This is a genomic window from Novosphingobium sp. MD-1, from assembly GCF_001014975.1.
Taxonomy (GTDB): Bacteria; Pseudomonadota; Alphaproteobacteria; order Sphingomonadales; family Sphingomonadaceae; genus Novosphingobium.
Window position 1 is genome coordinate 171,348 of sequence record NZ_BBXA01000026.1, and the last position, 24,273, is coordinate 195,620.

The window sequence follows — 24,273 nt, forward strand, 5'->3', positions numbered from 1 at the left end:
TCAGTTGCCTCCGGAAAGCCGGTGAAGGACCAGCGCGGACAAGGCCGCGCGTTCCGCCAGCGAGGATACGATCAGGAATTCGTCGGGCGAATGGATCGCGCCGCCGCGCACGCCCATCGTGTCGACCACGGGCACGCCCAGCGCGGCGATGTTGTTGCCATCGCAGACCCCGCCCGAACTTTGCCAGCGGATCGGTTGCCCCAGCGCCGCGCCGCAATCGCGGACCAGCCCGAACAGCGCCTCGGCCGGGGGATCGAGCGGCTTGGGCGGGCGCGAGAGGCCGCCGTGGAGGTGGATGGAGACTTCATGCTCGCGCTCGATCTCGGCGATCAGGCCGCGCAGCGCCACGGCGAAGCGATCGGCATCGGTCACCGCGCGCGGGCGAATGTTGAAGCGCAGCACCGCGTGATCGGGCACCACGTTGTTGGCCGAACCGCCGTCGATCCGCGCGGGATTGACCGAAAGCGTGGCCGTTTCCATGTGCTTGAGCCGCAGGGCGAGATCGGCGGCCGCGACGATCGCGTTGCGCCCGTCCTGCGGATTGCGCCCGGCGTGGGCGGAGCGGCCGGTGACGATCAGCGAAAAGTTGCCGCTGCCCGCGCGCGCGCCGGCCAGCGTGCCATCGGGCAAGGCAGAGGGTTCATAGGTCAGCGCCGCCGCCTTGCCGCGCGCCAGTTCCGCGATCAGCGCGGCGGAGGCGAGGCTGCCGGTCTCCTCGTCCGAGTTGATCATCACGTCGTAGCCGACGTTGCCGGCCGCCACGCTGGTTTCGAACGCGGCGAGCGCGGCCAGGATCACCGCGATCCCGCCTTTCATGTCGGCGACGCCGGGGCCGTTCAGCGTCTCGTCGTCCAGCCAGCGCTGCTGCTGGAAGGCGTGGGTGGCCGGAAACACGGTGTCCATGTGCCCGGTCAGCAGATAGCGCCGCGCGGCCTGTGGGCGGACCGAGAGCACGAAATGCGCGCCGTGGCCCACTTCTTCCTCGCGCCCGTCCGCCGCGATGGCGGTCACGCGCGCGGGTTCAACCTTGCGGATTTCTCCCGGCAGATCGGAAAAGGCACCGGCCAACAGGTCCCACTGCCGCGCCAGACCATCGAGATTGCGCGTGCCGGTGTTGACCGCGCTCCACGCCTGCACCTGCGAAAGCATGGCGTCGGCATTGAACCGGCCGACGAGATCACGTTCTGTCGCTGAAAGCTGTTGCATATGTAACCGGTGTAGCCGCTGCCGCGGGCGGGGTGAACCCCCGTTGGCAGAGGACCGTGCCGGTTACAATTGGTTCAGTCTCCGGCTAGGCTCTGCGACCGGTGAACAGCTGGAACAGACCCACGACGATCGCCACCACCAGCACCAGGTGGATCAGGCCAGCGGTGATCTTGAACACGAATACGCCCAGCAGCCACAGCACGAGCAGCACGACGGCGATGGTCATCAGCATGGTTGGCATCCTTTTTCGGGTGCTGCCGGGTCGTCTGCTGAGAGCCGCCCGGCGCTTTCCTGTTTCGATGCCCATCTACGCCGAAGCGCCGCTTTGGTTCCTGGTTACGTAACGTTCAGGCGCCCGCCTTGACCGCGAAGGACCACGCCGTTTCGGCGAGCGGCGTGACCCGTTCCGACATCTGCCGGGCATGGGCGCTGGAAGCGGTGCCATCGATCACGCGCTTCTTGATGCCCTGGATGATCCCGGCCAGGCGGAAGAAGTTGTAGGCGAAGTACCAGTTCAGATCGGGCACGCCATCGCGCCCGGTGGCAGCGCAATAGCGTTCGACGATCTCTTCCAGTTCGGGAATGCCCAGCGCCTTGCGATCAAGGTCCATCACGCCCGACCGGCCGCCGTTCTCGGTCACCCAGGCGAGCGCGACATAGGTGAAATCGGCCAGCGGATCACCCAGCGTGGACAGTTCCCAGTCCAGCACGGCGGCGACGCGGGCCTCGGTGGGCGCGAAGATCATGTTGTCGATGCGGTAATCGCCGTGGACCACCGAGGTGCGCGTCTGTTCGGGCAGCGTGGCGGGGAGCCATGCGATCAGCCGCTCCATCATGTCCATGTGTTCGGTTTCGGCCAGCTTGTACTGCTTGGTCCAGCGATCGACCTGCCGGCCGAAGTAGTTGCCGGGCTTGCCGAAATCCGAAAGCCCCGCCGCCTCGATGTCCGCGCTGTGTAGCGCCGCCAGCGTGTCGATCATGGCATGATAGGTCTGGCGGCGGAAATCGGGCGTGGCGCCGGGCATGGCGCCATCCCAGATCGTGCGGCCTTCGACCATGCCCATGACGTAGAACATCGATCCGACCACCGAATCGTCGGTGCACAGGCCATATTGCGGCGCCACGGGAAAGCCCGTCTTGGCCAGCCCGGCCTGGACGCGGTGTTCGCGATCGACCGCGTGCGCGGAGGGCAGCAGCTTGCCGAACGGCTTGCGCCGCAGCACGTAGCTGCCCGAAGGCGCGTCGATGCGGTAGGTCGGGTTGGATTGCCCGCCCTTGAACTTGCGCACCGTCAGCGGCCCCCGGAAGCCCGACACGTTGGCCGCGAACCATTCGGTCAGGCGCGCTTCGTCGAGCCGGTCGGCCCCTTCGGGCACGACCGTTCCGGTAAAGGCGGCCTGGGCGTCGATCGGGGCCGGTTCGCTCATTGGTCGAACACGATCACCGAACGGGCGGAATGGCCCTGCTTCATCTTCTCGAAGCCTTCGTTGATCCCTTCCAGCGGAATGCGCTCGGCAATGATCGTGTCGAGATCGAGCAGGCCGCGCATGTAGAAATCGACCAGGCGCGGCAGGTCCACCGGGAAGCGGTTCATGCCCATGATCGCGCCTTGCAGCTTCTTGCCCGAAAGCAGGTCCATCGCCGGCAGGGCGACCGCGTGGTTCAGCGGCATCATGCCCAGGATCGTGGCGGTGCCACCCCGGCGCAGCGACTTGACCGCGAGTTCGCCCGAAGCCGGCCGCCCCACCGCCTCGATCGCGTGATCGACACCGCCCTTGGTCAGTTCGAGGATCTGCTTGGCCGCATCGGGGGCCATCGCATCGACCACGTCGGTCGCGCCCAGCTTCTTCGCCAGTTCCCGCTTTTCCGGCATCGGATCGGCGGCGATGATCCGTCCGGCGCCGGCGATCTTCGCGGCGTTGACGGTGGCAAGGCCCACGCCGCCGCAGCCGACCACGGCCACGGTTTCGCCCGGCGTCACCTTGCAGGCGTTGAACACCGCGCCGGCGCCGGTGGTCACCGCGCAGCCGATCACCGCCGCGCGATCGAGCGGCATCTCCGGATTGATCGCGACGCAGGCATGTTCGTGCACCAGCATCATTTCCGCGAAGGCGGACAGGTTGAGCATCTGGTTGACCGCGCTGCCGTCGCTGGCCCGCGTCAGGCGCGGCGCTTCGCCGGCGCCCCGCCGCGTGTCGCCGCCCAGGCACAGCGCCATGCGGCCGGTCACGCAGAACTCGCAGTGCCCGCAGAAGGCGGACAGGCAGGTGACGACCGCGTCGCCCTTCTTCACGGTGCGAACTTCGCTGCCCACCGCTTCGACGATGCCGGCCGCTTCATGGCCCGGCACGGCGGGCAGCGGGTGGGGATAGGTCCCCTCGATGAAATGGAGGTCCGAATGGCACAGGCCGCAGGCCGCCGTGCGGATCAGCACCTCATGCGGGCCGGGCTTGGCAATGGCGAGCCGGTCGATTTCCAGCGGCTGGCCGGGCTTTTCGAGAATGGCGGCTTTCATGTGTGCTTTTCCTTTGTGGTCCCCATCGGGACGGAGCAGGGTGAGCGTTTGCGGCGGAGCGCCCGACCGGCCCACCCCCACCCCCTCCCGCGTGCGGGAGGGGGGAGTTGGCGCCAGAGAGGCCTAGCGCGCCACGCCCAGATCGCCCGAGCTGAAGCCGCGATCGCCCTGCGGGCCTTCCGCGTGGCGGGCGAACTCGATGCGCGCGATGGCGCGGTTGTGGACTTCGTCGGGCCCGTCCGCCAGCCGCAGCGTGCGCATGTGGGCATAGCTTTCGGCCAGGCCGAAGTCTTCGGACACGCCGCCGCCGCCGTGCGCCTGGATCGCGTCGTCGATGATGCGCAGCGCCATGTTGGGGGCCTGCACCTTGATCATCGCGATTTCCAGCGCGGCCGCCTTGTTGCCCACCTTGTCCATCATGTCCGCCGCCTTCAGGCAGAGCAGGCGGGTCATGTCGATGTCGATGCGGGCCTGCGCGATGCGCTGTTCCCAGATCGAATGTTCGGACACGCGCTTGCCGAAGGCGACGCGCGATTGCAGGCGCTTCGCCATCTTGGCGATGGCTTCTTCCGCCACGCCGATCGTGCGCATGCAGTGGTGGATGCGGCCCGGCCCGAGGCGCCCTTGCGCGATTTCGAACCCGCGCCCTTCGCCCAGCAGGATGTTCGACGCCGGAATGCGCACGTTGTCGAGCCGGATTTCCATGTGGCCGTGCGGCGCGTCGTCATAGCCGAACACCGGCAGGAAGCGCTCGATCGTCACGCCCGGCGCATCCAGCGGCATCAGCACCATCGACTGTTGCTGGTGGCGCTTCGCCTCGAAATCGGTCTTGCCCATGACGATGGCGATCTTGCAGCGCGGATCGCCCGCGCCCGAGGACCACCACTTGCGCCCGTTGATGACGTATTCATCGCCTTCGCGGCGGATCGAGGTTTCGATGTTGGTGGCGTCGGACGAGGCGACCTGCGGTTCGGTCATCAGGAAGGCGGAACGGATTTCGCCGTTCATCAGCGGCTTGAGCCATTCCTCCTTCTGGTCGCGCGTGCCATAGCGGTGCAGCACTTCCATGTTGCCGGTATCGGGCGCGGAGCAGTTGAAGGTTTCGCTGGCCCAGCCCACGCGGCCCATTTCCTCGGCGCAGAGCGCGTATTCGAGGTTGGTGAGGCCGGGGCCTTCGAACGCGAAGCTGTCGTCCACATGGGCGCGGCCCGACTGCGGCGGCATGAACAGGTTCCAGATGCCCTGCGCCTTGGCGCGGGCCTTCTCCTCTTCAAGGACCTGGATCACTTTCCAGCGTTCGCCGCTGTTCTTCTCGGCCTTGAATTCGGCATTGCGCGGGCGGACACGGTCCTCGATGAACTGGCGTACGCGGTCACGCCAATAGACCTGGCGTTCTGTGGGGTCGAAATCCATCTGTCCTCTCCTTGCGTCCGGGAAGAATTCACCGGGCATCGGGCGAATTCAAGCGAAAACTAACTGTGCGGTTAAAGCGGGCCTTGATCCGGAGCAAAACCGGTCCCGGGGGCTTCAGGCCCCAGCGTCAGGGGTGCAGCCCTCCCGCGTCGGGATCGCTGTGCGCCAGCTTGTCGAGCAGGGCGAGCCGCGCTTCGTGGGCGGCGCGATCGATCGGAAACCGGCGCGCGATCAGGGCGGTGGCCACGGCGAGAAGGGCGGTGCAGACGGCATAGGCCAGGCTCAGCCGGTCTATCACCGCGGCGGGCACCGCGTCCGGTCGCGCGTTGGGCTGCAACTGCGCATAGCTGAGCAGCAGCCCGGCGGCGAAGATACCCAGCCCGGTGGCGCACTTGGACGCAAGGAACGCCCCGGCCGACAGCGTGCCTTCCGACCGGCGCCCGGTCTGTTCCTCCGACGCTTCCACCACGTCGGCCACCATCGACCACAGCGCGATCGACGAGGTCACGGTGAAGGTGTTGGCCAGCAGCGTGCAGACGAACATCGCCACCAGCGCCGGCGTGCTGCCGTCCGCCGCCCAGAGGTCGCCATAGCGCAGCAGCAGCGGGCCGACCCAGAACAGCATGCCCAGCGGCGCGGTGGCCGCCACCGCGCCCGCCTTGCCCCAGCGCCGCTGTGCCGGCCCGGCGAGCAGCGAGGCGCCGATGACGCTGCCGAACAGCACGACCGGAAAGATCTGCAAGGCCGTGGGCGTGAAGCGCCAGACGTAGAGGTACAGGTAGTTCGACAGCGCGAAGGTGATGCCCTGGCTGGTCATGGCGCAGGCGATGCCGGCCATCACCACCAGGCAGGCGGGGTGCGAGAAGCTTTCGCGGATTTCACCCAGCGAACCGAGCAGTCCCTTGCCGGATGAGGCCTGTTGCGGCGGCCAGCCGGCGATGGTGCGGTGGAGGCCGATCGCCGAGCCGAGCACGCAGCCTGCCATCAGGATCGCGCCGGCGATGCCGAACGCGCGATAGCCTTCGCGGGCCAGCATCGCGTTGGGCAGGAACACGCCATAGGCCAGCAGCAGCATCAGCAGCCCGCCGCCCCAGGCGAACACGAAGCGGAAGCGGGTGAGGCGGGTGCGCTCGTCGTAATCGCGGCTGATTTCGGCCACGAGCGCGGCCGAGGGCACCTCGCAGGCCGCGACCAGCCCGCGCACGAGAATGGCCGAGACCAGCAGCGTGGCGAAGCTGGGCGCGCCGGTGGGCGACCACAGCAGCACCCACGCGATCCCCAGCGGGATCGGGGCAAGGTAGAGGAACGGCAGGCGGCGGCCGAAACGCGTGCGCGTGCGATCGCTGACATGGCCGACCAGCGGATCGACGAGCCCGTCGAAGACCAGCGCGATCAGCAGCGCAAGGCTGACGAGCCGGGCGTCCATGCCCAGCACCTGGTTGTAAAACAGCAGCAGGAACGTGGAGAAGCCGTTGTCCTTGATCCCGTAGGCCACGCTGCCAAGCCCGGCAAACGCCGCGGTCCGCGTCGGAACGCGGCCTTCTATCGGGATCACGCCGGCTGCCCGGCGTCTGCCATCTGCTGCAGGGCGTCGAACATCCCCGGCATGGTGGGATCCCAGCTGTGGCGCGGGCCGATGGTGATGCCGCCATCGACGATCAGCGAGGTGCCGGTGACGAAGCCGGCCGCGTCGCTGGCCAGGAACAGCACGGCGTCCGCGATGTCGTCCGGCTGGCCGCCGCGCGCCACCGGCTGTGCGCTTTGCGACATCATCGCGATCGCGCCCTTGGCCTGCGCTTCCAGTTCGGCCGGCATGTCCAGCGAACGGGTGAAGATGTTGGTGTTGATGAAGCCCGGCTGCACCGCGTTGACGCGGATCTGGTGCTTGGCGAGGTCCGCCGCCGCGCACTTGGTCAGGTGCAGCACCCCGGCCTTGGCGACGGCATAGGCGGTGGGCGAATAGCCCGGCCCGACCGCCGCGACCGAGGAAGTGTTGACGATCGCCGCGCCCGGGCGGCCGATCATGTGCGGGACGGCATAGCGGATGCCGAACGCCACCGATCGCAGCAACAGGTCCATCGTGCGGTCCCAGCCGGCCGGCTCGATCTCGTCGATCGTGGCGCGATCGCCGCCCGCGCCGGCATTGTTGAACACCACGTCGATTCCGCCGGTTTCGGCGGCAGCGCGGTCCATCAGCGCCTTGATATCCTCGGTCCGGGTCACGTCGCACCGCGCGGTGGCGATGCTGCCGTTGGTGGTCGCCGCCAGCGCGGCAAGGCCCTGTTCGTCGATGTCCGCCGCATAGACGCGCGCGCCTTCCGCGGCGAACTTGAGCGCGGTGGCGCGGCCGATTCCCGAGGCGGCACCCGTTACGACAACGGTCTTTCCTTCGAAGCGCATGGTTCTCTCCCGGCCCGGTCGGGCCTGTGTTCTGGACCGTGTTCCGGTCTGTCTGTTTGGCCGGGAGCTTAGGCGCGAATGGGTCTTCGTCAATGCCTTGGCGCTTGACGCTACGGCATCCTTGCATCGCGCAAACCCTTGGAAATCCGCGCTTGCGCAAGCGCGGCGACTCGCCTTAACCTTGCGATTAAGAGAGGAGCCCGAACATGTCTGATCTCGACAGTTTCCGACAGGAAATCCGTGCGTGGCTGGAAGCCAACTGCCCGCCGGAAATGCGCGAGCCCGTGCGCGACGAAGGGGACATATGCTGGGGCGGGCGGCGCTTCCAGTTCAAGAACGCGGCCCAGAAGACCTGGCTCGAACGCTGCGTGGCCAAGGGCTATACCGTGCCGGACTGGCCCAAGGCCTATGGCGGCGCGGGCCTGTCCCCGGCCGAAGCCAAGATCTGGCGCGAGGAGTGCGCCCGCATTGGCGCCCGCCCGCCGCTGTCGAGCTTCGGCATCTGGATGCTTGGCCCGGCGCTGCTCAAGTTCGGCACCGAGGAGCAGAAGGTTCACTACCTGGGCCAGATCGCGCGTGGCGAAATCCGCTGGTGCCAGGGCTATTCCGAGCCCGGATCGGGCTCCGACCTCGTCTCGCTCCAGACCTTTGGCGAAGATAAGGGCGACCACTGGGTGGTCAACGGCCAGAAGATCTGGACCTCCTATGCCGACAAGGCCGACTGGATCTTCTGCCTCGTCCGCACGGACAAGACCAACAAGTACCAGGGCATTTCCTTCCTGCTGTTCGACATGGAAAGCCCCGGCGTCACCACCAAGCCGATCAAGCTGATTTCGGGCAGTTCGCCGTTCTGCGAGACGTTCTTCGACAACGTGCAGGTGCCCAAGGCGCAGATCGTCGGCCAGCTCAACCGCGGCTGGGACGTGGCGAAATACCTGCTGGGCCACGAGCGCGAGATGATCTCCGGCGCGGGCGGCAGCGACCGGCTGACCACGATCGGCGCGGTGATCGCGCGGAACGGGCTGGAAGACCCGATCCTGCGCGCCGAACTGGCGCAGTTCGATGTCGATGCGCTGGCCTATACCGCGATGGGCGAGAAGTTCCTCGACGAGATCAAGGTGGGCAAGGCGCATCCGGCGCAGCCCAACATGATGAAGTATGCCGGGACCGAGCTGAACAAGCGCCGGCACGAATTGCTGATGGCCGCCGGCGGCAGCACCGCGCTGGAATGGGAAAGCGAGGCCACCAGCGGCGGCACGCCCGCGCGATCGTGGCTGCGGACCAAGGCGAACTCGATCGAGGGCGGCACCAGCGAGGTGATGCTCAACGTGATCGCCAAGCGCATCCTGGATCTTCCGGGGGCCTGACGCTTCGATCCCCCCTCCCGCTTGCGGGAGGGGCCGGGGGTGGGCCGAACGAGGCGCCCCCCAAGCCATGCCCACCCCTGACCCCTCCCGCAAGCGGGAGGGGAAACGGAGCAAACGACATGCCGCTCTACCATACCGAAGATCAGGCGATGCTCGCCGAAACCGTCACCGGCTTCATGGCCGACGAAGGCGGGATCAAGCAGCAGCTGCGCCACTGGCGCGACATCAACTGCCCGGACGGGTTCGGCCATGCGCTGTGGAAGCAGTTCGCCGAGCTGGGCCTGACCGGCATCCTCGCCGCCGAAGCCGATGGCGGGCTGGCGATGGGCCATGTCGAGGCCGGCATCGTTCTCACCGAAATCGGCCGCAACCTCACCCCTTCGCCGTTCCTGACCACGGCGGTCATGGGCGTGACCGCGCTGTCCGCCGGATCGGACGAGCTGCGCGGCCGCTGGCTGCCCGGCGTTATCGCGGGCGAGACGGTGCTGGCCGTGGCGATCGACGAAGGTCCCAAGCACCGCCCCGAACGCATCGCCTGCCGCGCCGAGAAGGCGGGCAATGGCTTCCGCCTTTCTGGCCGCAAGGACTTCGTGGTCCACGGCGCCTCGGCCGATGCCCTGATCGTGGCCGCGCGCACCGCGGGCAGCGACGGCGATGCCGATGGTGTCACCCTGTTCGCGGTCCCCAAGGATGCCGCGGGCGTGCGGCATGACGTGGTGCGGCTGGTCGACAGCGCCATGGCCAGCCACGTCACGTTCGACAACGTGGAGCTGGATGGCGATTGCGTGATCGGCGAGGTCGATGGCGGCCGCGCGCTGCTGAACCGGGTGCTCGATGCCGGCCGCGTCGGCGCGGCGGCGGAGCAGATCGGCGTCGCTTCCGGCGCGTTCGACATCACCACCGCCTATCTCAAGACGCGCAAGCAGTTCGGCCAGCTGATCGGGGAGTTCCAGGCGCTGCAGCACCGCGCCGCGCATCTTTATTCGGAAATCGAGATTGCCGAGGCCGCAGTGATCAAGGCGCAGCAACTGCTCGATGCCGGCTCGGACAAGGCGGAACTGATGGTGGCCGTGGCCAAGGCCAAGGCGGGCAAGGTCTGCAACCTGGCCGTGCGCGAAGGCGTGCAGATGCACGGCGGCGTGGGCATGACCGACGAGTTCGACATTGGCCTGTACATGAAGCGTGACCGCGCGCTGTCCGAATTCACCGGCGATCCGTTCTACCATGCCGAGCGCGTGGCGAAGCTGAGCGGATATTGACCCTGATTGCCCTTCCCGTGCGGAAGGAAAGCGAAAGGCACTGACATGGATTTCAGCAAGCTGTTCAGCCTTGAAGGCCGCGTCGCGGTGATTACCGGCGGATCGCGCGGGATCGGCCGGATGCTGGCCGAGGGGTTCCTCGCCGCCGGTTGCGCGAAGGTCTACATCACCGCGCGCAAGGCGGCGGTGGTAGAGGAAACCGCGCGCGAACTGGGCGATCGCGTGATCGCGCTGCCGGGCGACATTTCCACGCTCGCCGGGATCGAGGCGCTGGCCGAGGATCTGGCGAAGCTGGAGCCCAAGATCGACATCCTGGTCAACAACGCCGGCGTGGCGTGGGGCGCGGACTTCGAGGACTTCCCCGAAGGCGGCTGGGACAAGGTGATGAACCTCAACGTCAAGACGCCGTTCTTCCTCACGCAGAAGCTGCACGGTCTGCTCAAGGCGGCCGCGTCGGCGGGGCAGCCGGCCAAGGTCATTAACATCGCCTCGATCGACGGGATGCGGGTCAACCCGTGGGAAACCTACAGCTACCAGGCGTCCAAGGCGGCGGTGATCCACCTGACCCGCCGCATGGCGGCACGGCTGATCAAGGACAACATCGTCGTCACCTGCATCGCACCCGGCGCCTACCCTTCGGAAATGAACAAGGTGGCGGCGCGCAAGCCGGAGGAATCGGCACGCGGCATCCCGTCGGGGCGGATCGGTGGCGTCGAGGATATCGCCGGCGGTGCGATCTACCTGGCCAGCCGCGCGGGCGACTATGTCGTCGGCACGACGATCCCGATCGACGGCGGCATCGTCAACGCCTGGATCCCGAGCGACTTCGTCGATCCTTCGGGCCATTGAGCCGGCCTTCGGGGCACTGAGGCCGATCGCCGGCAGGTTGCCCGCCTGCCGGCGCGCCCGCTCTATCCCCGCGTCAGTTCGCGGACGAAGCCGATCAGCCCGGTCTGGCGCGCGCGCTTCATCCGTTCGGCGGCGAGGATCTGCTTCACCTTGTCGAAGCAGCTCTGGATGTCATCGTTGACCACGACATAGTCGTAGCCGTCCCAGTGGCTGATTTCGGCCTGCGCGCGGGCCATGCGGCTGGCGATCACTTCGGCGCTGTCGGTGCCGCGCCCGGTCAGGCGGCGGTGCAGCTCGTCCAGGCTGGGCGGCAGGATGAACACGCGCACCACATCGGTTTCCGCCTTCTGGTAAAGCTGCTGCGTGCCCTGCCAGTCGATATCGAACAGGAAATCGCGCCCTTCCTTCAGGCCCGCGCGGATCTGCGCCTTGGGCGTGCCATAGCTGTTGCCGAAGACATGCGCCCATTCGTAGAACGCGCTTTCCTCCACCATGCGGTCGAATTCCGCCTGGCTGACGAAGTAGTAGTCCTTGCCGTCGACCTCGCCCGGCCGCATCGGGCGGGTGGTGACCGACACCGACATCGCGATCTCGTCGTCCTCGTCCAGCAGCTTGCGCGCGATCGTCGTCTTGCCCGCGCCCGATGGCGATGACAGGATGAACATCAGCCCCCTGCGATGGAGCGTATCCGTGGTATGCGTGGTGCTATCGGCCATGCGTGCTAGTGGCGCATGGACAAGGCGGTGGTCAAGGCCGTGGTCAGGGTCGTGGTCAGGGTCGTTACTGGGCGGCGAGCCGCTGGCGGGAGCAAGGGATGGACATTCAGAGGCTCGATCACGTGCAACTGGCCATGCCACCGGGCGGAGAGGACCGCGCGCGGGCGTTCTACCGCGACGTGCTGGGCATTCGTGAAGTGCCCAAGCCGCCGCATCTGGCGAAGCTGGGCGGCTGCTGGTTCGAACGCGATGCCGTCAAGGTCCACCTCGGCGTCGATCCCGACTTCCGCCCGGTGCATAAAGCCCACGTCGCGTTCATCGTGGCGCATCTTGGCGATCTGGTGCGGAAGCTGGAACATGCCGGCTGCTACGTGATCCGCGACGAGGCGTCGCGCGATGGCTACCAGCACGCCTATGTCGACGACCCGTTCGGCAACCGGCTGGAACTGATGGAGCTTTCGGCCCGGCTTCGCTGACGGCTGCAGGCGGACCGCCGGGCTATTCCTTCGCGCCCTTTTTCGCCTTCGCATCCACGGCTGCCTCGCCTTCCGCCTTCGCGGATTTGCCGTGCCGGCGATCGTACAGCGTCTTGGCCAGCAGGCCGCCGCCGACCATGATCGCGCCCGGTACCGACCGGGTGGCGACGCGGGCCAGCGCGGTGCCGATCAGCGTTTCGCCCATGGTGCGGCCGCGGATGATCTTTTTCGCCTTGGCCGTGCCGGTCTTGTTGCCCAGCAGCCCGCGTTCCACCCCGCGCCGCAGCAGCGCGCCGCCGGCGCGCAGCGCGATGTCGGCCAGGATCAGGTTGGTCATGGCGTTGGTGCTGGGGCCGGGAATGCTGGGGCCGCTCCCTGCTTCATCGGCCGCCTTCCCGACAGGCGCGGTGCCGCCTTTCCCGGTGATCCGGCCGGGTTTGATTTTTGCCAGCTTGTCCCTGATCGTCATGCCTTGCCCTTCGGTATTCCCGCCGGGGCCGACATCCTGCGGCAGGCCCCGCCGCTATTTCTTGCGGCCGAAATCCACCGTCACCACGTTGGAACCGTCCTCGTTGCGTTCAACGGCCGGGTGCTCCGCCTGTTCCGGCGAATCGTTCTCGGCGCTTTCGTGCGGTTCGTCGTCGCTGTCGGCGATCGCCTGGAACTGCAGGCCGAAATCCACCGCCGGATCGACGAAGGCGGTGATCGCGCTGAACGGAATATCCAGCATGGCGGGCACCTGGTTGAAGCTGAGCCCCACGCTGAACCGGTCGCTCTCCACCTTCAGATCCCAGAACTTGTTCTGGAGCACGATCGTCATCTCGTCGGGGAAACGCTCTTTCAGGCGCGCCGGGATCGAGACGCCGGGCGCCTGGGTCTTGAAGGTGATATAGAAATGGTGGTTGCCGGGCAGCGAGCCGCCAGAGGCTTCCACTTCGCCCAGCACGCGGCCGACGACGGCGCGCAGGGCCTCCTGCACGATCTCGTCATAGGGGATCAGGCTGTCGGGCGTATCGTTCATCGTCGCCACAACTGGCCTTGGCCGCCCGCGCGGTCAAGAGGGCATGTCTCCACATGGCCTTGTTGCGCGCAAAGATTGATTCTCGTTCGCACCCGCCTATAGGCGGCGCAGTTGAGTCCGCCTCGGATACGCAGGCCCAGACAGCACAGGACCAAACCATGCAGCAGTCCCGTACCGGATCGGTCGCGCGCAAGACCGCGGAAACCGACATCGCGGTCTCGGTCAACCTCGACGGCACGGGCGCCTATGACGTGTCCACCGGCATCGGCTTTCTCGATCACATGGTCGAACAGTTTTCGCGCCATTCGCTGATCGACGTGACGATGCGCGTGGTGGGCGACCTGCACGTGGACCAGCACCACACCACCGAGGACAGCGCTATCGCGCTGGGCCAGGCGATCACCCAGGCGCTGGGCGACAAGAAGGGCATCGCCCGCTACGGCACCGCTTATTCGCCGATGGACGAGGCGTTGTGCCGCGTCGCGCTCGATATTTCGGGCCGCCCGGTGCTGGTGTGGAAGGCCGCGTTCACCCAGCCGCGCCTGGGCGAGATGGACACCGAGCTGTTCGAGCACTGGTTCCAGTCGGTGAGCCAGGCGGCCGGCATCACCCTGCACATCGAATCGCTCTATGGTTCGAACAACCACCACATCATCGAAGGCATCTACAAGGGCTTCGCCCGCGCCATGCGGCAGGCGGTGGAAATCGATCCGCGCAAGGGCGATGCGGTGCCGTCCACCAAGGGCATCCTCGGTGGCTGAAGTCCTCGCGCTGGTCGATTACGGCGCCGGCAACCTGCGGTCGGTGGCCAATGCGCTGAAGGCGGCGGGGGCGGAAGGCGTCGCGGTGACCGCCGATCCTGACGTGGTGCGGGCGGCGGACCGCATCGTGCTGCCCGGCGTGGGCGCGTTCAAGGCCTGCATCGATGCGCTGGAGGCGGTGCCGGGGCTGGTCGCGGCGATGCGCGAGCGCGTGCTGGTGGGCGGCGCGCCGTTCCTGGGCATCTGCGTGGGGATGCAGCTGCTGGCCGATCGCGGCGTGGAGCACGGCGTGACGCCTGGGCTGGGCTGGATTGGCGGCGAGGTCCGCCTTATCGAGCCGACCGATCCCGCGATCAAGGTGCCGCACATGGGCTGGAACGACGTTGCCCCGGCGCACCATGCCGGCGCGCCGGCGGCGGGCCTGATCGAGCCGGGCGAGGCCTATTTCCTGCATTCGTACCACTTCGTGCCCGAAGCGGGCGCGGACGTGGCGGCGATGACCGACCACGGCGGCGGAATCGTCGCCGCCGTCGCGCGCGAGAACATCCTGGGGGTGCAGTTCCACCCCGAAAAGAGCCAGTCCTACGGGCTGGAGCTGCTGGCCCGTTTTCTGGAATGGAAGCCCTGACATGATCGTCTTTCCCGCCATCGACCTGAAAGCAGGGCAGGTCGTCCGCCTCGCCGAAGGCGATATGGACCGGGCGACCGTCTATGGCGACGACCCGGCGGCCCAGGCGCTGCTGTTCGCCGAAGCGGGCGCGATGCACCTGCATGTCGTCGATCTCGACGGTTCGTTCGCCGGCCGCGCGGAAAACCGCGAGGCGGTGGAAGGCATTCTCGAAGCCTTTCCCGGCCACGTCCAGCTGGGCGGCGGCATCCGCACGCGCGAAGCGGTGGCGGGCTGGTTCGACCTGGGCGTGAGCCGCGTGGTCATGGGCACCGCCGCGCTGAAGGACCCGGAATTCGTCAAGGACATGGCGAAGGAATTTCCCGGCGGCATCGTGGTGGCGGTGGACGCGCGCGACGGCATGGTCGCGACCGAGGGCTGGGCCGACGTGTCCGACGTTTCGGTGGTCGATCTCGCCCGCCGGTTCGAGGACGCCGGCGTCGCCAGCCTGCTGTTCACCGATATCGGCCGCGACGGGCTGCTCAAGGGCGTGAACATCGAGGCGACGGTGGACCTGGCCCGGCGCGTGGACATTCCCGTGATCGCCAGCGGCGGGGTGAAAGGGCTGGACGACATCCATGTCCTGACGCTCCACGCCGAGGACGGGATCGAGGGCGTCATCACCGGCCGCGCGCTCTATGACGGGCGGCTGGACCTGCGCGCCGCGCTGCAGATGGCGGCGAGGGGCTGATCGATGACCGTCCGCGTCCGCGTGATCCCCTGCCTCGATGTCCGCGACGGGCGCGTGGTCAAGGGCGTCAACTTCGTCGACCTGCGCGATGCCGGCGATCCGGTGGAGCAGGCGCGCGCCTATGACAAGGCCGGGGCGGACGAGCTGTGCTTCCTCGACATTTCGGCCAGCCACGAAGGGCGCGGCACGCTGCTCGACGTGGTCGCGCGCACGGCCGAGGTCTGCTTCATGCCGCTGACCGTGGGCGGGGGCGTGCGCAGCGCCGAAGACGCGCGCGCGCTGCTGCTGGCGGGGGCGGACAAGGTCGCGGTCAATTCCGCCGCCGTTGCCCGGCCCGAACTGGTGGCGGACATTGCCCAGCGCTTCGGCGCGCAATGCGTGGTCGGCTCTGTCGACGCGCGGCGGGTGGCGCCGGGGAAGTGGGAAATCTTCACCCACGGCGGCCGCAAGCCGACCGGGATCGACGCGCTGGACCATGCCGTGCGCCTGGCCGACCTGGGCGCGGGCGAACTGCTTGTCACCTCGATGGACGGGGATGGCACGCAGCAGGGCTATGACCTGGAACTGACGCGGACGATCGCCGATGCCGTCAGCGTGCCGGTGGTGGCGAGCGGCGGCGTGGGCGCGCTCGACCACCTCGTCGCCGGGGTGACCGAGGGCCACGCCAGCGCGGTGCTGGCGGCGTCGATCTTCCACTTCGGCACGCATTCCATCGCCGAGGCGCACGCCGCACTGCGGGCGGCGGGCCTTCCTGCGCGCGCTTGACCGGGATTCGGGCCTCTTGACCCGGAGGCCCGGCCGCTCCATCCCCCGCGCCATGGACCACGCCACCACTCTCGCGCGCCTGGAAGCGACCATCGCGGCGCGGCGCAACGCCGATCCCGCGACCAGCTATGTCGCCAAGCTCCACGCGCGGGGGCTGGGCAAGATCGCGCAGAAGGTGGGCGAGGAAGCGACCGAGACGGTGATCGCCGCGCTATCGGGCAGCGCCGACGAGCTGACCGGCGAAGCGGCGGACCTGCTGTTCCACCTGCTCGTCCTGCTGGGCGCGCGGGGCGTGCCGCTGGCCGCCGTGCTGGCGGAACTGGACCGGCGCGAAGGCGTTTCCGGCATCGCCGAAAAGGCCAGTCGGCCGACGGAGTAAGCGACCTCGAAAGACCCGCCATTCCGACAAGAAACGCCAAGAGGAGAGCCGGCCATGGCCGTTGACGCCACCCTGCCTTACGACGACCAGAACGTGTTCGCGAAGATCCTGCGGGGCGAGATCCCCTCGCGCAAGGTCTATGAGGACGAATGGGCGCTGGCGTTCCACGACATCAACCCGCAGGCGCCGCTGCACATCCTGGTCATCCCCAAGGGCGCCTATGTGAGCTGGGACGATTTCTCGGCCAAGGCGTCTGACGCGGAGATCGGCGGCTTCGTGCGCGCGGTGGGCACGGTGGCGCGCGAGGCGGGGGTGATCGAGCCGGGCTATCGCCTGCTCGCCAACGTCGGGCCGGACAGCCACCAAGAAGTGCCGCACCTGCACGTCCACGTCTTCGCGGGCCGTTCGCTGGGGCCGATGCTGGTGACGCGCTGAGCGAGCGAGGGCGTAGCGGCGGCGTTTTCGGGTTCTGTCCTTCGGTTCGCCTGATGCTTAACAAAGTTCGCCGCACGACCTTGCCCTTCGACTCGTCGCACGGCTAGAAACGGAACGCCCATGCTCCCGCCCGCGCCGCCTTCCGGCCGTTTCGACGGCGCCGTCCATCTTTTCCCGGTCCGCGTCTATTTCGAGGACACGGACCTTTCCGGCGTGGTCTATCACGCCAACTACCTGCGCTGGTTCGAACGCGCCCGGTCCGACATGCTGCGCTGCCTGGGCATCGACCAGCGCGGCGCGCACGACGCGGGCGAGGGCGCCTATGCCGTGACCGACCTGGCGATCCGCTATCTCCGGCCCGCCCGGCTGGACGATGCGGTGCTGGTGCGCAGCGAGGTTTCCGATATTTCCCCCGCGACTTGCCGGATCGTCCAGCGTGCGTTCAGGGAAGACGCGCTCTTGTCCCAGGCGACCGTGCGTGTCGCCTTCGTTGCGCCCACTGGCCGGCCCCGCCGCCAGCCGCGCGCGTGGGTCGATGCGTTCCACACTGTCCTCGTTGCTCCATCCGAAGCGACCTCATCCGAACAGGAAGGCCCGATTTCCGCATGATGCTCGAAGTTCTCGCCAGCGGCGCCGCCGGCGCGCCGACCCAGCTCAATCCGGTGGAGCTTTTCCTTCACGCCGACATCGTGGTGAAGGCGGTGATGGGCGGGCTGGTGCTCGCCAGCGTCTGGGTCTGGACGATCATCGTCGGCTTCCGGATCAAGATGGGCCGCGTCCAGCGCCAGTGCGACAAGTACGAGCGCGAGTTCTGGGACGCGCACGACATTGACGCGTTCCAGAAGGAGAACGGCAAGCGCGATGTGGCCTCCGCCCGTGTCGTCAACGCCGCGCTGGGCGAATGGCGCCGGTCCACCTCGGGCCGCACGATCGACCGCGAGGGTACGCGCCAGCGGCTCAGCCTGGCGCTGGAAGGCGCGGTGACGGCGGAAAGCGACGCGCTGGCCGGGCGGTTGAACTTCCTGGCCACGGTCGGCTCGGTGGCGCCGTTCGTGGGCCTGTTCGGCACCGTGTGGGGCGTGATGGACAGTTTCTTCAACATCGGCGCGCAGCAGAATTCGTCGCTGGCGGTGGTCGCGCCCGGTATTTCCGAAGCGCTGCTGGCCACCGCGATCGGCCTGTTCGCGGCGATTCCGGCGGTCGTCGCCTACAACCGCTTCTCGCACCGGGTGAACCGGTTCGAAGCGCGGCTGTTCCGCTTCGCCGATCGCTTCCAGGCGTCGCTGAGCCGCGAGCTGGAGCAATAGGCGATGGCGATGAACCTTTCGGCGGGCGGCGGCGGGCGGCGCGGCCGGCGCGGGCGGGGCCGGGGCGGCCCGATGTCCGAGATCAACGTCACCCCGCTGGTCGACGTGATGCTGGTGCTGCTGATCATCTTCATGGTGACCGCGCCGATGCTGACCGCTGGCGTGCCGATCGACCTGCCCGACAGCAAGGCCGAAGCGCTGAAGGAAGAGCAGGACGAAATCACCGTGTCGATGGATGCGGACGGGCGCATCTTCCTGGGCGATCAGGAACTGGCCCCCGGCGAACTGGGCGATCGGCTGATGACCATGCGCCCGGCCGAAGGCGTGGGCAAGCCGCCGCTGGTCACGCTGCGCGCCGACCGCGGGCTTGATTACGGCCGCGTGATGGCGGTGATGGGCGAACTGAACAACGCCGGGTTCAAGTCGATCTCGCTGGTCACCAACGGTTCAGCGGCCACGCCATAGGCGCTATCGACGATGCGCGATCCCTCCGCTCCGGGCCTCTCGAAGGAAGAAGGCGTCGCCCTGGCGATTGCGGTGGCGGCGCATGCCGCGCTGATCCTGGCGCTGACGCTGTCACCTCCGGGCAAGAAGCTGCAGCCGCCGCCCGAACGCATGACCGTGACGTTCTCGGACGAGATCGCCGACAAATCGACCTCGCCCGATCCCAACGCGCAGGCCGCGCCCGATGTCGCGCCCGCGCTGGGAGAACCGCAGCCGGCGCAGGAAGCGCAGCCGGAACCCCAGCCGCAACCCCAGCCGCAGCCGGCGCCGCAACCCCAGCCGCAGCCCAAGCCGCAACCTGAGCCAAAGCCCCAGCCGCAACCGAAGCCCGTGGCGCCGCAGCCACGCCCCGCGCCGCCAAGGCCGGTTCCCCGGCCTGCACCGCCGAGGCCCGCGCCCCCCAAACCCGCGCCCCCGAAACCTGCGCCACAGGCTCGTCCCACCCCGGCGCGCCCGCAGGCTGACGCCGCGCGAGCCGGTGACGACCGTCCGCGCCGCCGGCCCGATGCGCCAGCGGGGGGCAGCTTCGTCGGCAGCGATTTCCTCAAGGGCGTGGCCGGCGCGACCACCCCCGGCACCGCGCACACGCCGCCCGCCGCTACGCTTGGGCCGGAGGTGCGCTCGTCGCTCGCCAGTTCGATCTCGCGCCAGATCAAGCCGCACTGGACCGCGCCGCAGGGGGCCGATGCCGACCTGCTGGTGACGATCCTGGCCTGGGATCTCAATCCCGATGGTTCGCTGGCCGGGCGGCCGCGCGTCGTCCAGCAATCCGGCATCACCGACGCCAACCGCCCGCAGGCGCAGCGCCATGCCGAAATGGCGATCCGCGCGGTGCAGCTTGCCGCGCCTTTCAACCTCCCCGCACAATACTACAATGGCTGGAAGCGCATCGCGCAGTTCCGCTTCGACAGGAAGTTGTCCCAATGACCTCGCGCCAGACCGTCCTTCTGTTCAGCCTCGCCCTGCTGCCGCTCGGCATCGCCGCGCCGGCTTTCGCGCAGGCGCAGTTGCTGCCGCCCTCGGCCGCTCCTACACCCGCCCCCAATTCCTCTGGCGCACCGCATGACGATGGCGGCCTGACCGGCTCGGTCACCGACGACAACGCCTGGCAGGACCTGGGCATCGCCATTCCCACCTTCGCCACCGACCAGGCGGTGCCGACGTCGGCCGATGGCGGCAACACCGCCGCGCTGGGCAAGAACCTGGCGCGGGTGATCTACAACGATCTCAAGAACAACGGCCTGTTCAAGCCGGTGGGGCCGGACGCGCTGCCCGCGATCGATTTCGCGCAAGTGACCGCGCCCGCGTTCGACGGCTGGCGCGGGCGTTCGGCCGAAATGCTGGTGCAGGGCTTCGTCAAGGGCAACCCGGATGGCCGCCTGACCGTGGGCTGCTATCTCTATGACGTGCAGCTGGGCAGCGAGCTGGGCCGGCAGGGCTATATCGTGAAGCCCGAGGAATGGCGTCGCGCCGCGCACAAGTGCGCCGACATGGTCTATTCGCGGCTGTCCGGCGAAAGCCCGTTCTTCGACAGCAAGATCGCCTATATCGCCGAAACCGGCCCGAAGGACCATCGTCGCAAGCAGCTGGCGATCATGGATTCGGACGGGGCGAACCACCGCTTCATCACCAACGGGCAGGCCACCGCGCTGACCCCGCGCTATTCGCCCGACTATCGCCAGATCGTCTATCTCAGCTACCTGAATGGCGCGCCGCGCATCTACATCTACGATATCGGCACGGGGCAGCAGCGGCTGGTGACGCAGAGCACCAACCCCACCTTCGCGCCGCGCTGGTCGCCCGATGGCAAGTGGATTCTCTATTCGATGGCCACCGGCGGCAACACCAACATCTATCGCGTCTCGGCCAACGGCGGCGCATCGCAGCAGCTGACCAACACGCCGGGCATCAACGTGGGCGGCAGCTATTCGCCCGATGGCAGCAAGATCGTGTTCGAAAGCGACCGTTCGGGCGGCCAGCAGGTCTATGTGATGGACGCGGACGGATCGAACCAGAAGCGCATCAGCTTCTTCGGCGGCCGGGCGGCGACGCCCGAATGGAGCCCGCGCGGCGACCAGATTGCCTTCACGCACATCGCCGGCAATTTCCGCATCGCGGTGATGAGCCCCAACGGCACCGGCCTGCGCGACCTGACCGACAGCTGGCAGGACGAGGCGCCGACCTGGTCGCCCAACGGCCGCATCATCCAGTTCTTCCGCACCGAACGGAACAGCGGGCGGACCGGCATCTGGCAGGTCGACCTGACCGGCCGCAACGAGCGCAAGCTCAACACCCCTGTTGACGGATCGGACCCGGCCTGGGGGCCGGTGCTGCCGTAACGGAACGCAACGGGCCGCAGGGGGTTGTATCAAGGCGCTTTCCGTCGCACTTTTCTCTCGCTCCATCGTACCTATTGCCAAACATCTGCGTTCGTCCCGCTTTTTCCTCCCCCGTACCCTCTCTTGCACAAGGAGAATGCTGTGCATCGCAAGATCCTGATCACCAGTGCCCTGGTCACCAGCCTGACGCTCGCCGCCTGCGCGCCCAAGGCGCCGAAGGAACTGCCGCCGGCCCCAACCACGACGACGACCACCACCACGCCCCCGGTAACGACCCCGGCTGGCCCGATGCCCGGCAGCCAGGAGGATTTCGTGGCTTCGGTGACGTCCGACACGATCCATTTCGACACGGATCGCTACAACGTCGACGTGCAGTCGCAGGCCATCCTGCAAAGCCAGGCGCAGTGGCTGGCGCGCTATCCCGACAAGAAGATCACCCTCGAAGGACACTGCGACGAACGCGGCACGCGCGATTACAACATCGCGCTGGGCGAACGCCGCGCCAATGCCGCCAAGAACTACCTGACCAGCGTGGGCATCGATGCCTCGCGCATCACCACGGTCAGCTATGGCAAGGAACGCCCGATCGCGCTGGGGTCTGACGAGGAAAGCTGGGCCAAGAACCGCCGCGCGGTGACGGTGACGGTGCAGTAAGCCGTTTCCTGCGTTTGCCGCCGCGACCCATCGCGGCGGCGGCATAAAATGGCTTCCCAACTAAGGCTGTCCCGGGGCATGGCTTGACAAGCCTTGCCCCGGGACGTTGCTTTTGGAGGGGGCGCGGCAAGCGGGAGGCCGTGGCGTGCATGGAGATGCAGGAATGATCCGGAAGGTTCTGGCATTTGCCCTGTTCCTGCTGGCGCAGGCGCTGGCCGGTCCGGCCATGGCGGCCGCGCCGCCGTCGCCGCGGTGCGATGCCGACATCGCCAGCGATCGGGTGGCGCTCGTCGTCGGCAATCGCCGTTACCTCGACCAGCACTGGGACCAGCTCGACAACGCCCGATCGGATTCGCGGCAGGTCTGCGCGGCCTTCGCCGCCAGCGGCTTCCGCGTGATCCTGCTGGAGGATGCCTCGCGCGATGACCTTGCGGCGGCCGTCGCGCTGTTCGGTGATCTGGCGGAGAAGGCCGAGACCGCGGTGTTCTATTTCGCCGGGCACGGCTTCGAATATGCGGGCGACAACTACCTCGTACCGTCCGATGCGCCTACCGAAACCAGCCGCGCCAACTTGCGCGGCCTGTTCGTCAATCTGGCGGAGCCGCTGGCCGCCGCCAATCGTTCCAGACACCCCGTTGCCTTCCTCGATGCCTGTCGCAGCCGCGCCGCGATCGTGCGCATCGTCGATGCCGACGAAAAAGGGCCGGATGGCCCGCCCGGCTTCATCGGCCTGCCGGACCGGTTCAGCGGGGTCGTGTTCTATTCCACCGCGCGCGGCAGCGTGGCCTATGATGCGCGGCCGTTCCCCACCGGGACCAACAGCCCCTTCGCCAGCGCCGTGGTCGACTGGCTCGCCACGCCAGGCGTGAACCTGACGGACTACATCGGCTTCGTGATGGAAGACGTGAAGTCGGGCACGCAGCGGTTTCCCTACGGGGTGCAAAGCCCGATTCCCTATGGCCAGTTGCCGGACCAGAACCGGTTCTACCTGCGCCGCGCCGCGGCGGTCGCAGCCGCGCCCGCCCCGACGGCCGCCCCGTCCGCGATGGCCGAAGCCCGCGCGGCGATCGCGGTCATTACGCCCGACGATTTGGCGCGCGAGGACGGCCCGATCCTGGCCGCCCGCGTGCTCAAGCGGGCGAGGCCTGAACAGATTGCCGCGCTTGCCGGCAGCGGCGACGAGATGGCGCAGTATGTCTATGGCACGATGCTCTACCTCGGCCTTGGCGTGCCGCGCGATCTCGCCGGCGCGCGGGGCTTTCTGGCCGATGCGGCGCGGGGCGGAAACCCGGCGGTGCTGACCGTCTATGCCTATTTCCTGCAATTCCTGGGCGATCGTCCCGGCGACCGCGCGGAAGCCCTGCGCGTCTATGCCCAGGCGGCGGAGGCCGGCTATGCCAAGGCGCAGTCGAACCTCGCCTACATGCTCTATACCGCTTCTCCGCCCGAGCAGGACCGGGCGCGGGCGATGGCCCTGTGGCGGACCGCGGCCGGGGCGGACTACCCCTATGCGGCCTATGCGCTGGGGTACTATGGCGGTGAACGCGATGCGGCGCGGACGCGGCTGGCGGCGCTGGCGGCCGCCGGCAGCCGATCGGCCGACAACTGGCTCTGCCAGCTTGAAGCCGGCACCGCGCCCGAGCAGAAGCCCGAAACGGTCTTCGCCAACTGTCTGCGCGCGGCTCAGGACAACCGGCCGGTGGCCATGGCCGCCACGGCCTGGCTCTATGCCACCGGGAAGGGGGTTGCCGTATCGGTAAAGGAAGCCAAATACTGGGCGCGGCTGGCGCGCAATGCGCTGAGCCCTTCCGATGCCCAGCTGGGCACTTATCTGGACTGGTACGAAAAGAAGAAGTGATGGCCCGTCAACGACGATCGGTGGATTGGGGTTTCCCGCGCTGGCGCGGGTATGGCGCTGCGAGCGAGGCGGCGACCGTGCGCCTGTGCGATCGCGCCGGGTGCGAGGAGAAGGGCGATTGCCCCGCGCCCAAATCGCCCAACAGCCCGGATCGCTGGTACTTCTGCGAAAAGCACGCGGCCGAATACAACGCCGGCTGGAACTATTTCGAAGGGCTGGACAAGGAAGAGGCCGAACAGCGCGAGCAGTCCGAGCGCGCGACGGGCGAGGCCTATCGCCAGTCGGCGTGGAGCCAGTGGGGCGGATCGGGCGACGGCACGCGCAGCCGCGACGAATTGCGGGCGCTGGAAGTGCTGGGGCTGGACCCGGACGCCGATTTCGAAGCGGTGAAGAAGGCCTGGCGCGCCAAGGCCAAGGAAGTCCACCCCGACGTGCGGCCGGGCGATGCCGAAGCCGCCAAGGCGTTTCATGCCCTGCAACTCTCCTACGAAGTGCTGCGCGCCGCCGAGGAGCGGCGGGAGTGGCGAGGGTAGTGCGTCTCGGTTCGCGCGGAGGCGCAGAGGCGTGATGACCGGCTTGTAGCCTTTCTACCTGCTTCGTCATTGCGAGCGTCAGCGAAGCAATCCAGAGCCCGGCGTGCATGCCACTCTGGATTGCCGCGGGGCTGCGCCCCTCGCAATGACGATGGAGG

28 protein-coding genes are annotated in these 24,273 nt (G+C 67.9%); 18 read left to right on the forward strand and 10 right to left on the reverse strand.

Annotated features, from left to right (window positions below; translation table 11 throughout):
* From NMD1_RS09395 to NMD1_RS09425, 7 genes are all read right to left on the reverse strand, one after another.
* The gene (locus tag NMD1_RS09395; protein WP_125954514.1) at nt 1-1,206 is read right to left on the reverse strand and encodes a hydrolase; all 1,206 of its coding nucleotides are present in this window, start codon (nt 1,204-1,206) and stop codon (nt 1-3) included.
* A gap of 85 nt (nt 1,207-1,291) precedes the next feature.
* On the reverse strand, nt 1,292-1,438 hold the full coding sequence (locus NMD1_RS09400) for a lmo0937 family membrane protein (protein WP_124810178.1): 147 nt from the start codon (nt 1,436-1,438) through the stop codon (nt 1,292-1,294).
* Between the two features lie 115 nt (nt 1,439-1,553).
* Nucleotides 1,554-2,633 carry a phosphotransferase family protein gene (locus NMD1_RS09405; protein WP_125954515.1) on the reverse strand — a complete coding sequence of 360 codons (1,080 nt, stop codon included), beginning with the start codon at nt 2,631-2,633 and terminating at the stop codon, nt 1,554-1,556.
* Complete coding sequence (locus NMD1_RS09410) at nt 2,630-3,721, reverse strand: Zn-dependent alcohol dehydrogenase (RefSeq protein WP_125954516.1); 1,092 nt, start codon at nt 3,719-3,721, stop codon at nt 2,630-2,632. Before NMD1_RS09410 ends, NMD1_RS09405 begins: the two co-directional genes overlap by 4 nt.
* 123 nt (nt 3,722-3,844) lie before the next feature.
* Complete coding sequence (locus tag NMD1_RS09415; RefSeq protein ID WP_125954517.1) at nt 3,845-5,134, reverse strand: acyl-CoA dehydrogenase family protein; 1,290 nt, start codon at nt 5,132-5,134, stop codon at nt 3,845-3,847.
* 127 nt (nt 5,135-5,261) lie between these two features.
* Nucleotides 5,262-6,689 carry an MFS transporter gene (locus NMD1_RS09420; RefSeq protein ID WP_158453935.1) on the reverse strand — a complete coding sequence of 476 codons (1,428 nt, stop codon included), beginning with the start codon at nt 6,687-6,689 and terminating at the stop codon, nt 5,262-5,264.
* Nucleotides 6,686-7,534, reverse strand: a complete 849-nt coding sequence (locus tag NMD1_RS09425; protein WP_125954519.1) for an SDR family NAD(P)-dependent oxidoreductase — start codon at nt 7,532-7,534, stop codon at nt 6,686-6,688. The genes NMD1_RS09420 and NMD1_RS09425 overlap by 4 nt, the downstream gene beginning before the upstream one ends.
* Nucleotides 7,535-7,740: 206 nt before the next feature.
* Here NMD1_RS09425 and NMD1_RS09430 point away from each other — a divergent pair, with 206 nt between their 5' ends.
* The 3 genes from NMD1_RS09430 (at nt 7,741) to NMD1_RS09440 (ending at nt 11,009) form a co-directional block, all read left to right on the forward strand.
* Nucleotides 7,741-8,901, forward strand: coding sequence for an acyl-CoA dehydrogenase family protein (locus NMD1_RS09430; protein ID WP_124810172.1), 1,161 nt, complete (start codon nt 7,741-7,743; stop codon nt 8,899-8,901).
* 119 nt (nt 8,902-9,020) lie between these two features.
* On the forward strand, nt 9,021-10,160 hold the full coding sequence (locus NMD1_RS09435; protein WP_125954520.1) for an acyl-CoA dehydrogenase family protein: 1,140 nt from the start codon (nt 9,021-9,023) through the stop codon (nt 10,158-10,160).
* Nucleotides 10,161-10,205: 45 nt separating this feature from the next.
* A complete protein-coding gene (locus tag NMD1_RS09440) occupies nt 10,206-11,009 on the forward strand; it encodes an SDR family oxidoreductase (RefSeq protein ID WP_124810170.1) in 804 nt (267 codons plus the stop codon).
* 62 nt (nt 11,010-11,071) lie between these two features.
* On the opposite strand, the gene gmk is transcribed toward NMD1_RS09440, so the two are convergent.
* Nucleotides 11,072-11,725: a guanylate kinase gene (gene gmk / locus NMD1_RS09445; protein WP_125954521.1), complete on the reverse strand. Its 654-nt coding sequence runs from the start codon at nt 11,723-11,725 to the stop codon at nt 11,072-11,074.
* A 98-nt stretch (nt 11,726-11,823) separates the two neighbouring features.
* Here gmk and NMD1_RS09450 point away from each other — a divergent pair, with 98 nt between their 5' ends.
* On the forward strand, nt 11,824-12,201 hold the full coding sequence (locus tag NMD1_RS09450) for a VOC family protein (protein WP_124810168.1): 378 nt from the start codon (nt 11,824-11,826) through the stop codon (nt 12,199-12,201).
* A gap of 22 nt (nt 12,202-12,223) precedes the next feature.
* Here the strand turns inward: NMD1_RS09450 and NMD1_RS09455 are convergent, their stop codons facing one another.
* Nucleotides 12,224-12,670: a hypothetical protein gene (locus NMD1_RS09455; protein WP_233497469.1), complete on the reverse strand. Its 447-nt coding sequence runs from the start codon at nt 12,668-12,670 to the stop codon at nt 12,224-12,226.
* Between the two features lie 54 nt (nt 12,671-12,724).
* Complete coding sequence (locus tag NMD1_RS09460) at nt 12,725-13,222, reverse strand: SspB family protein (RefSeq protein ID WP_124810167.1); 498 nt, start codon at nt 13,220-13,222, stop codon at nt 12,725-12,727.
* Nucleotides 13,223-13,380: 158 nt separating this feature from the next.
* Between NMD1_RS09460 and hisB the strand changes: the two genes are divergently transcribed.
* The 14 genes from hisB to NMD1_RS09530 all read left to right on the forward strand — a co-directional run bounded on the left by hisB (nt 13,381) and on the right by NMD1_RS09530 (nt 24,115).
* Nucleotides 13,381-13,983 (forward strand): imidazoleglycerol-phosphate dehydratase HisB, encoded by a 603-nt coding sequence (gene hisB / locus NMD1_RS09465; RefSeq protein ID WP_124810166.1) that lies wholly within the window; start codon nt 13,381-13,383, stop codon nt 13,981-13,983.
* Nucleotides 13,976-14,611, forward strand: a complete 636-nt coding sequence (hisH, locus tag NMD1_RS09470) for an imidazole glycerol phosphate synthase subunit HisH (RefSeq protein WP_125954522.1) — start codon at nt 13,976-13,978, stop codon at nt 14,609-14,611. The genes hisB and hisH overlap by 8 nt, the downstream gene beginning before the upstream one ends.
* A 1-nt stretch (nt 14,612) precedes the next feature.
* Nucleotides 14,613-15,341, forward strand: a complete 729-nt coding sequence (gene hisA, locus NMD1_RS09475; RefSeq protein ID WP_125954523.1) for a 1-(5-phosphoribosyl)-5-[(5-phosphoribosylamino)methylideneamino]imidazole-4-carboxamide isomerase — start codon at nt 14,613-14,615, stop codon at nt 15,339-15,341.
* A 3-nt stretch (nt 15,342-15,344) separates the two neighbouring features.
* A complete protein-coding gene (hisF, locus tag NMD1_RS09480; protein WP_125954524.1) occupies nt 15,345-16,106 on the forward strand; it encodes an imidazole glycerol phosphate synthase subunit HisF in 762 nt (253 codons plus the stop codon).
* Between the two features lie 52 nt (nt 16,107-16,158).
* The gene (locus NMD1_RS09485; RefSeq protein WP_125954575.1) at nt 16,159-16,485 is read left to right on the forward strand and encodes a phosphoribosyl-ATP diphosphatase; all 327 of its coding nucleotides are present in this window, start codon (nt 16,159-16,161) and stop codon (nt 16,483-16,485) included.
* A 54-nt stretch (nt 16,486-16,539) separates the two neighbouring features.
* On the forward strand, nt 16,540-16,920 hold the full coding sequence (locus tag NMD1_RS09490) for a histidine triad nucleotide-binding protein (protein ID WP_125954525.1): 381 nt from the start codon (nt 16,540-16,542) through the stop codon (nt 16,918-16,920).
* A gap of 120 nt (nt 16,921-17,040) precedes the next feature.
* The gene (locus tag NMD1_RS09495; protein WP_124810161.1) at nt 17,041-17,529 is read left to right on the forward strand and encodes a YbgC/FadM family acyl-CoA thioesterase; all 489 of its coding nucleotides are present in this window, start codon (nt 17,041-17,043) and stop codon (nt 17,527-17,529) included.
* On the forward strand, nt 17,526-18,227 hold the full coding sequence (tolQ, locus tag NMD1_RS09500; protein ID WP_124810160.1) for a protein TolQ: 702 nt from the start codon (nt 17,526-17,528) through the stop codon (nt 18,225-18,227). The genes NMD1_RS09495 and tolQ overlap by 4 nt, the downstream gene beginning before the upstream one ends.
* A gap of 3 nt (nt 18,228-18,230) precedes the next feature.
* Complete coding sequence (gene tolR, locus NMD1_RS09505; protein ID WP_124810159.1) at nt 18,231-18,692, forward strand: protein TolR; 462 nt, start codon at nt 18,231-18,233, stop codon at nt 18,690-18,692.
* A gap of 12 nt (nt 18,693-18,704) precedes the next feature.
* Nucleotides 18,705-19,658 carry a hypothetical protein gene (locus NMD1_RS09510; RefSeq protein ID WP_125954526.1) on the forward strand — a complete coding sequence of 318 codons (954 nt, stop codon included), beginning with the start codon at nt 18,705-18,707 and terminating at the stop codon, nt 19,656-19,658.
* Nucleotides 19,655-21,070 carry a Tol-Pal system beta propeller repeat protein TolB gene (gene tolB, locus NMD1_RS09515; RefSeq protein ID WP_124811124.1) on the forward strand — a complete coding sequence of 472 codons (1,416 nt, stop codon included), beginning with the start codon at nt 19,655-19,657 and terminating at the stop codon, nt 21,068-21,070. The genes NMD1_RS09510 and tolB overlap by 4 nt, the downstream gene beginning before the upstream one ends.
* 141 nt (nt 21,071-21,211) lie before the next feature.
* A complete protein-coding gene (gene pal, locus NMD1_RS09520) occupies nt 21,212-21,724 on the forward strand; it encodes a peptidoglycan-associated lipoprotein Pal (protein ID WP_125954527.1) in 513 nt (170 codons plus the stop codon).
* Nucleotides 21,725-21,887: 163 nt separating this feature from the next.
* Complete coding sequence (locus tag NMD1_RS09525; protein WP_124811122.1) at nt 21,888-23,582, forward strand: caspase family protein; 1,695 nt, start codon at nt 21,888-21,890, stop codon at nt 23,580-23,582.
* A complete protein-coding gene (locus tag NMD1_RS09530) occupies nt 23,582-24,115 on the forward strand; it encodes a DnaJ domain-containing protein (protein WP_124811121.1) in 534 nt (177 codons plus the stop codon). Before NMD1_RS09525 ends, NMD1_RS09530 begins: the two co-directional genes overlap by 1 nt.
* The last annotated feature ends 158 nt before the right edge of the window (nt 24,116-24,273 follow it).

Coding starts and splice junctions, on each gene's coding strand:
- NMD1_RS09395 (WP_125954514.1), bottom strand. CDS start 1,206: ATGCAACAGCTTTCAGCGACAGAACGTGATCTCGTCGGCCGGTTCAAT.
- NMD1_RS09400 (WP_124810178.1), bottom strand. CDS start 1,438: ATGCTGATGACCATCGCCGTCGTGCTGCTCGTGCTGTGGCTGCTGGGC.
- NMD1_RS09405 (WP_125954515.1), bottom strand. CDS start 2,633: ATGAGCGAACCGGCCCCGATCGACGCCCAGGCCGCCTTTACCGGAACG.
- NMD1_RS09410 (WP_125954516.1), bottom strand. CDS start 3,721: ATGAAAGCCGCCATTCTCGAAAAGCCCGGCCAGCCGCTGGAAATCGAC.
- NMD1_RS09415 (WP_125954517.1), bottom strand. CDS start 5,134: ATGGATTTCGACCCCACAGAACGCCAGGTCTATTGGCGTGACCGCGTA.
- NMD1_RS09425 (WP_125954519.1), bottom strand. CDS start 7,534: ATGCGCTTCGAAGGAAAGACCGTTGTCGTAACGGGTGCCGCCTCGGGA.
- NMD1_RS09430 (WP_124810172.1), top strand. CDS start 7,741: ATGTCTGATCTCGACAGTTTCCGACAGGAAATCCGTGCGTGGCTGGAA.
- NMD1_RS09435 (WP_125954520.1), top strand. CDS start 9,021: ATGCCGCTCTACCATACCGAAGATCAGGCGATGCTCGCCGAAACCGTC.
- NMD1_RS09440 (WP_124810170.1), top strand. CDS start 10,206: ATGGATTTCAGCAAGCTGTTCAGCCTTGAAGGCCGCGTCGCGGTGATT.
- gmk (WP_125954521.1), bottom strand. CDS start 11,725: ATGGCCGATAGCACCACGCATACCACGGATACGCTCCATCGCAGGGGG.
- NMD1_RS09450 (WP_124810168.1), top strand. CDS start 11,824: ATGGACATTCAGAGGCTCGATCACGTGCAACTGGCCATGCCACCGGGC.
- NMD1_RS09455 (WP_233497469.1), bottom strand. CDS start 12,670: ATGACGATCAGGGACAAGCTGGCAAAAATCAAACCCGGCCGGATCACC.
- NMD1_RS09460 (WP_124810167.1), bottom strand. CDS start 13,222: ATGAACGATACGCCCGACAGCCTGATCCCCTATGACGAGATCGTGCAG.
- hisB (WP_124810166.1), top strand. CDS start 13,381: ATGCAGCAGTCCCGTACCGGATCGGTCGCGCGCAAGACCGCGGAAACC.
- hisA (WP_125954523.1), top strand. CDS start 14,613: ATGATCGTCTTTCCCGCCATCGACCTGAAAGCAGGGCAGGTCGTCCGC.
- hisF (WP_125954524.1), top strand. CDS start 15,345: ATGACCGTCCGCGTCCGCGTGATCCCCTGCCTCGATGTCCGCGACGGG.
- NMD1_RS09485 (WP_125954575.1), top strand. CDS start 16,159: ATGGACCACGCCACCACTCTCGCGCGCCTGGAAGCGACCATCGCGGCG.
- NMD1_RS09490 (WP_125954525.1), top strand. CDS start 16,540: ATGGCCGTTGACGCCACCCTGCCTTACGACGACCAGAACGTGTTCGCG.
- NMD1_RS09495 (WP_124810161.1), top strand. CDS start 17,041: ATGCTCCCGCCCGCGCCGCCTTCCGGCCGTTTCGACGGCGCCGTCCAT.
- tolQ (WP_124810160.1), top strand. CDS start 17,526: ATGATGCTCGAAGTTCTCGCCAGCGGCGCCGCCGGCGCGCCGACCCAG.
- tolR (WP_124810159.1), top strand. CDS start 18,231: ATGGCGATGAACCTTTCGGCGGGCGGCGGCGGGCGGCGCGGCCGGCGC.
- NMD1_RS09510 (WP_125954526.1), top strand. CDS start 18,705: ATGCGCGATCCCTCCGCTCCGGGCCTCTCGAAGGAAGAAGGCGTCGCC.
- tolB (WP_124811124.1), top strand. CDS start 19,655: ATGACCTCGCGCCAGACCGTCCTTCTGTTCAGCCTCGCCCTGCTGCCG.
- NMD1_RS09525 (WP_124811122.1), top strand. CDS start 21,888: ATGATCCGGAAGGTTCTGGCATTTGCCCTGTTCCTGCTGGCGCAGGCG.
- NMD1_RS09530 (WP_124811121.1), top strand. CDS start 23,582: ATGGCCCGTCAACGACGATCGGTGGATTGGGGTTTCCCGCGCTGGCGC.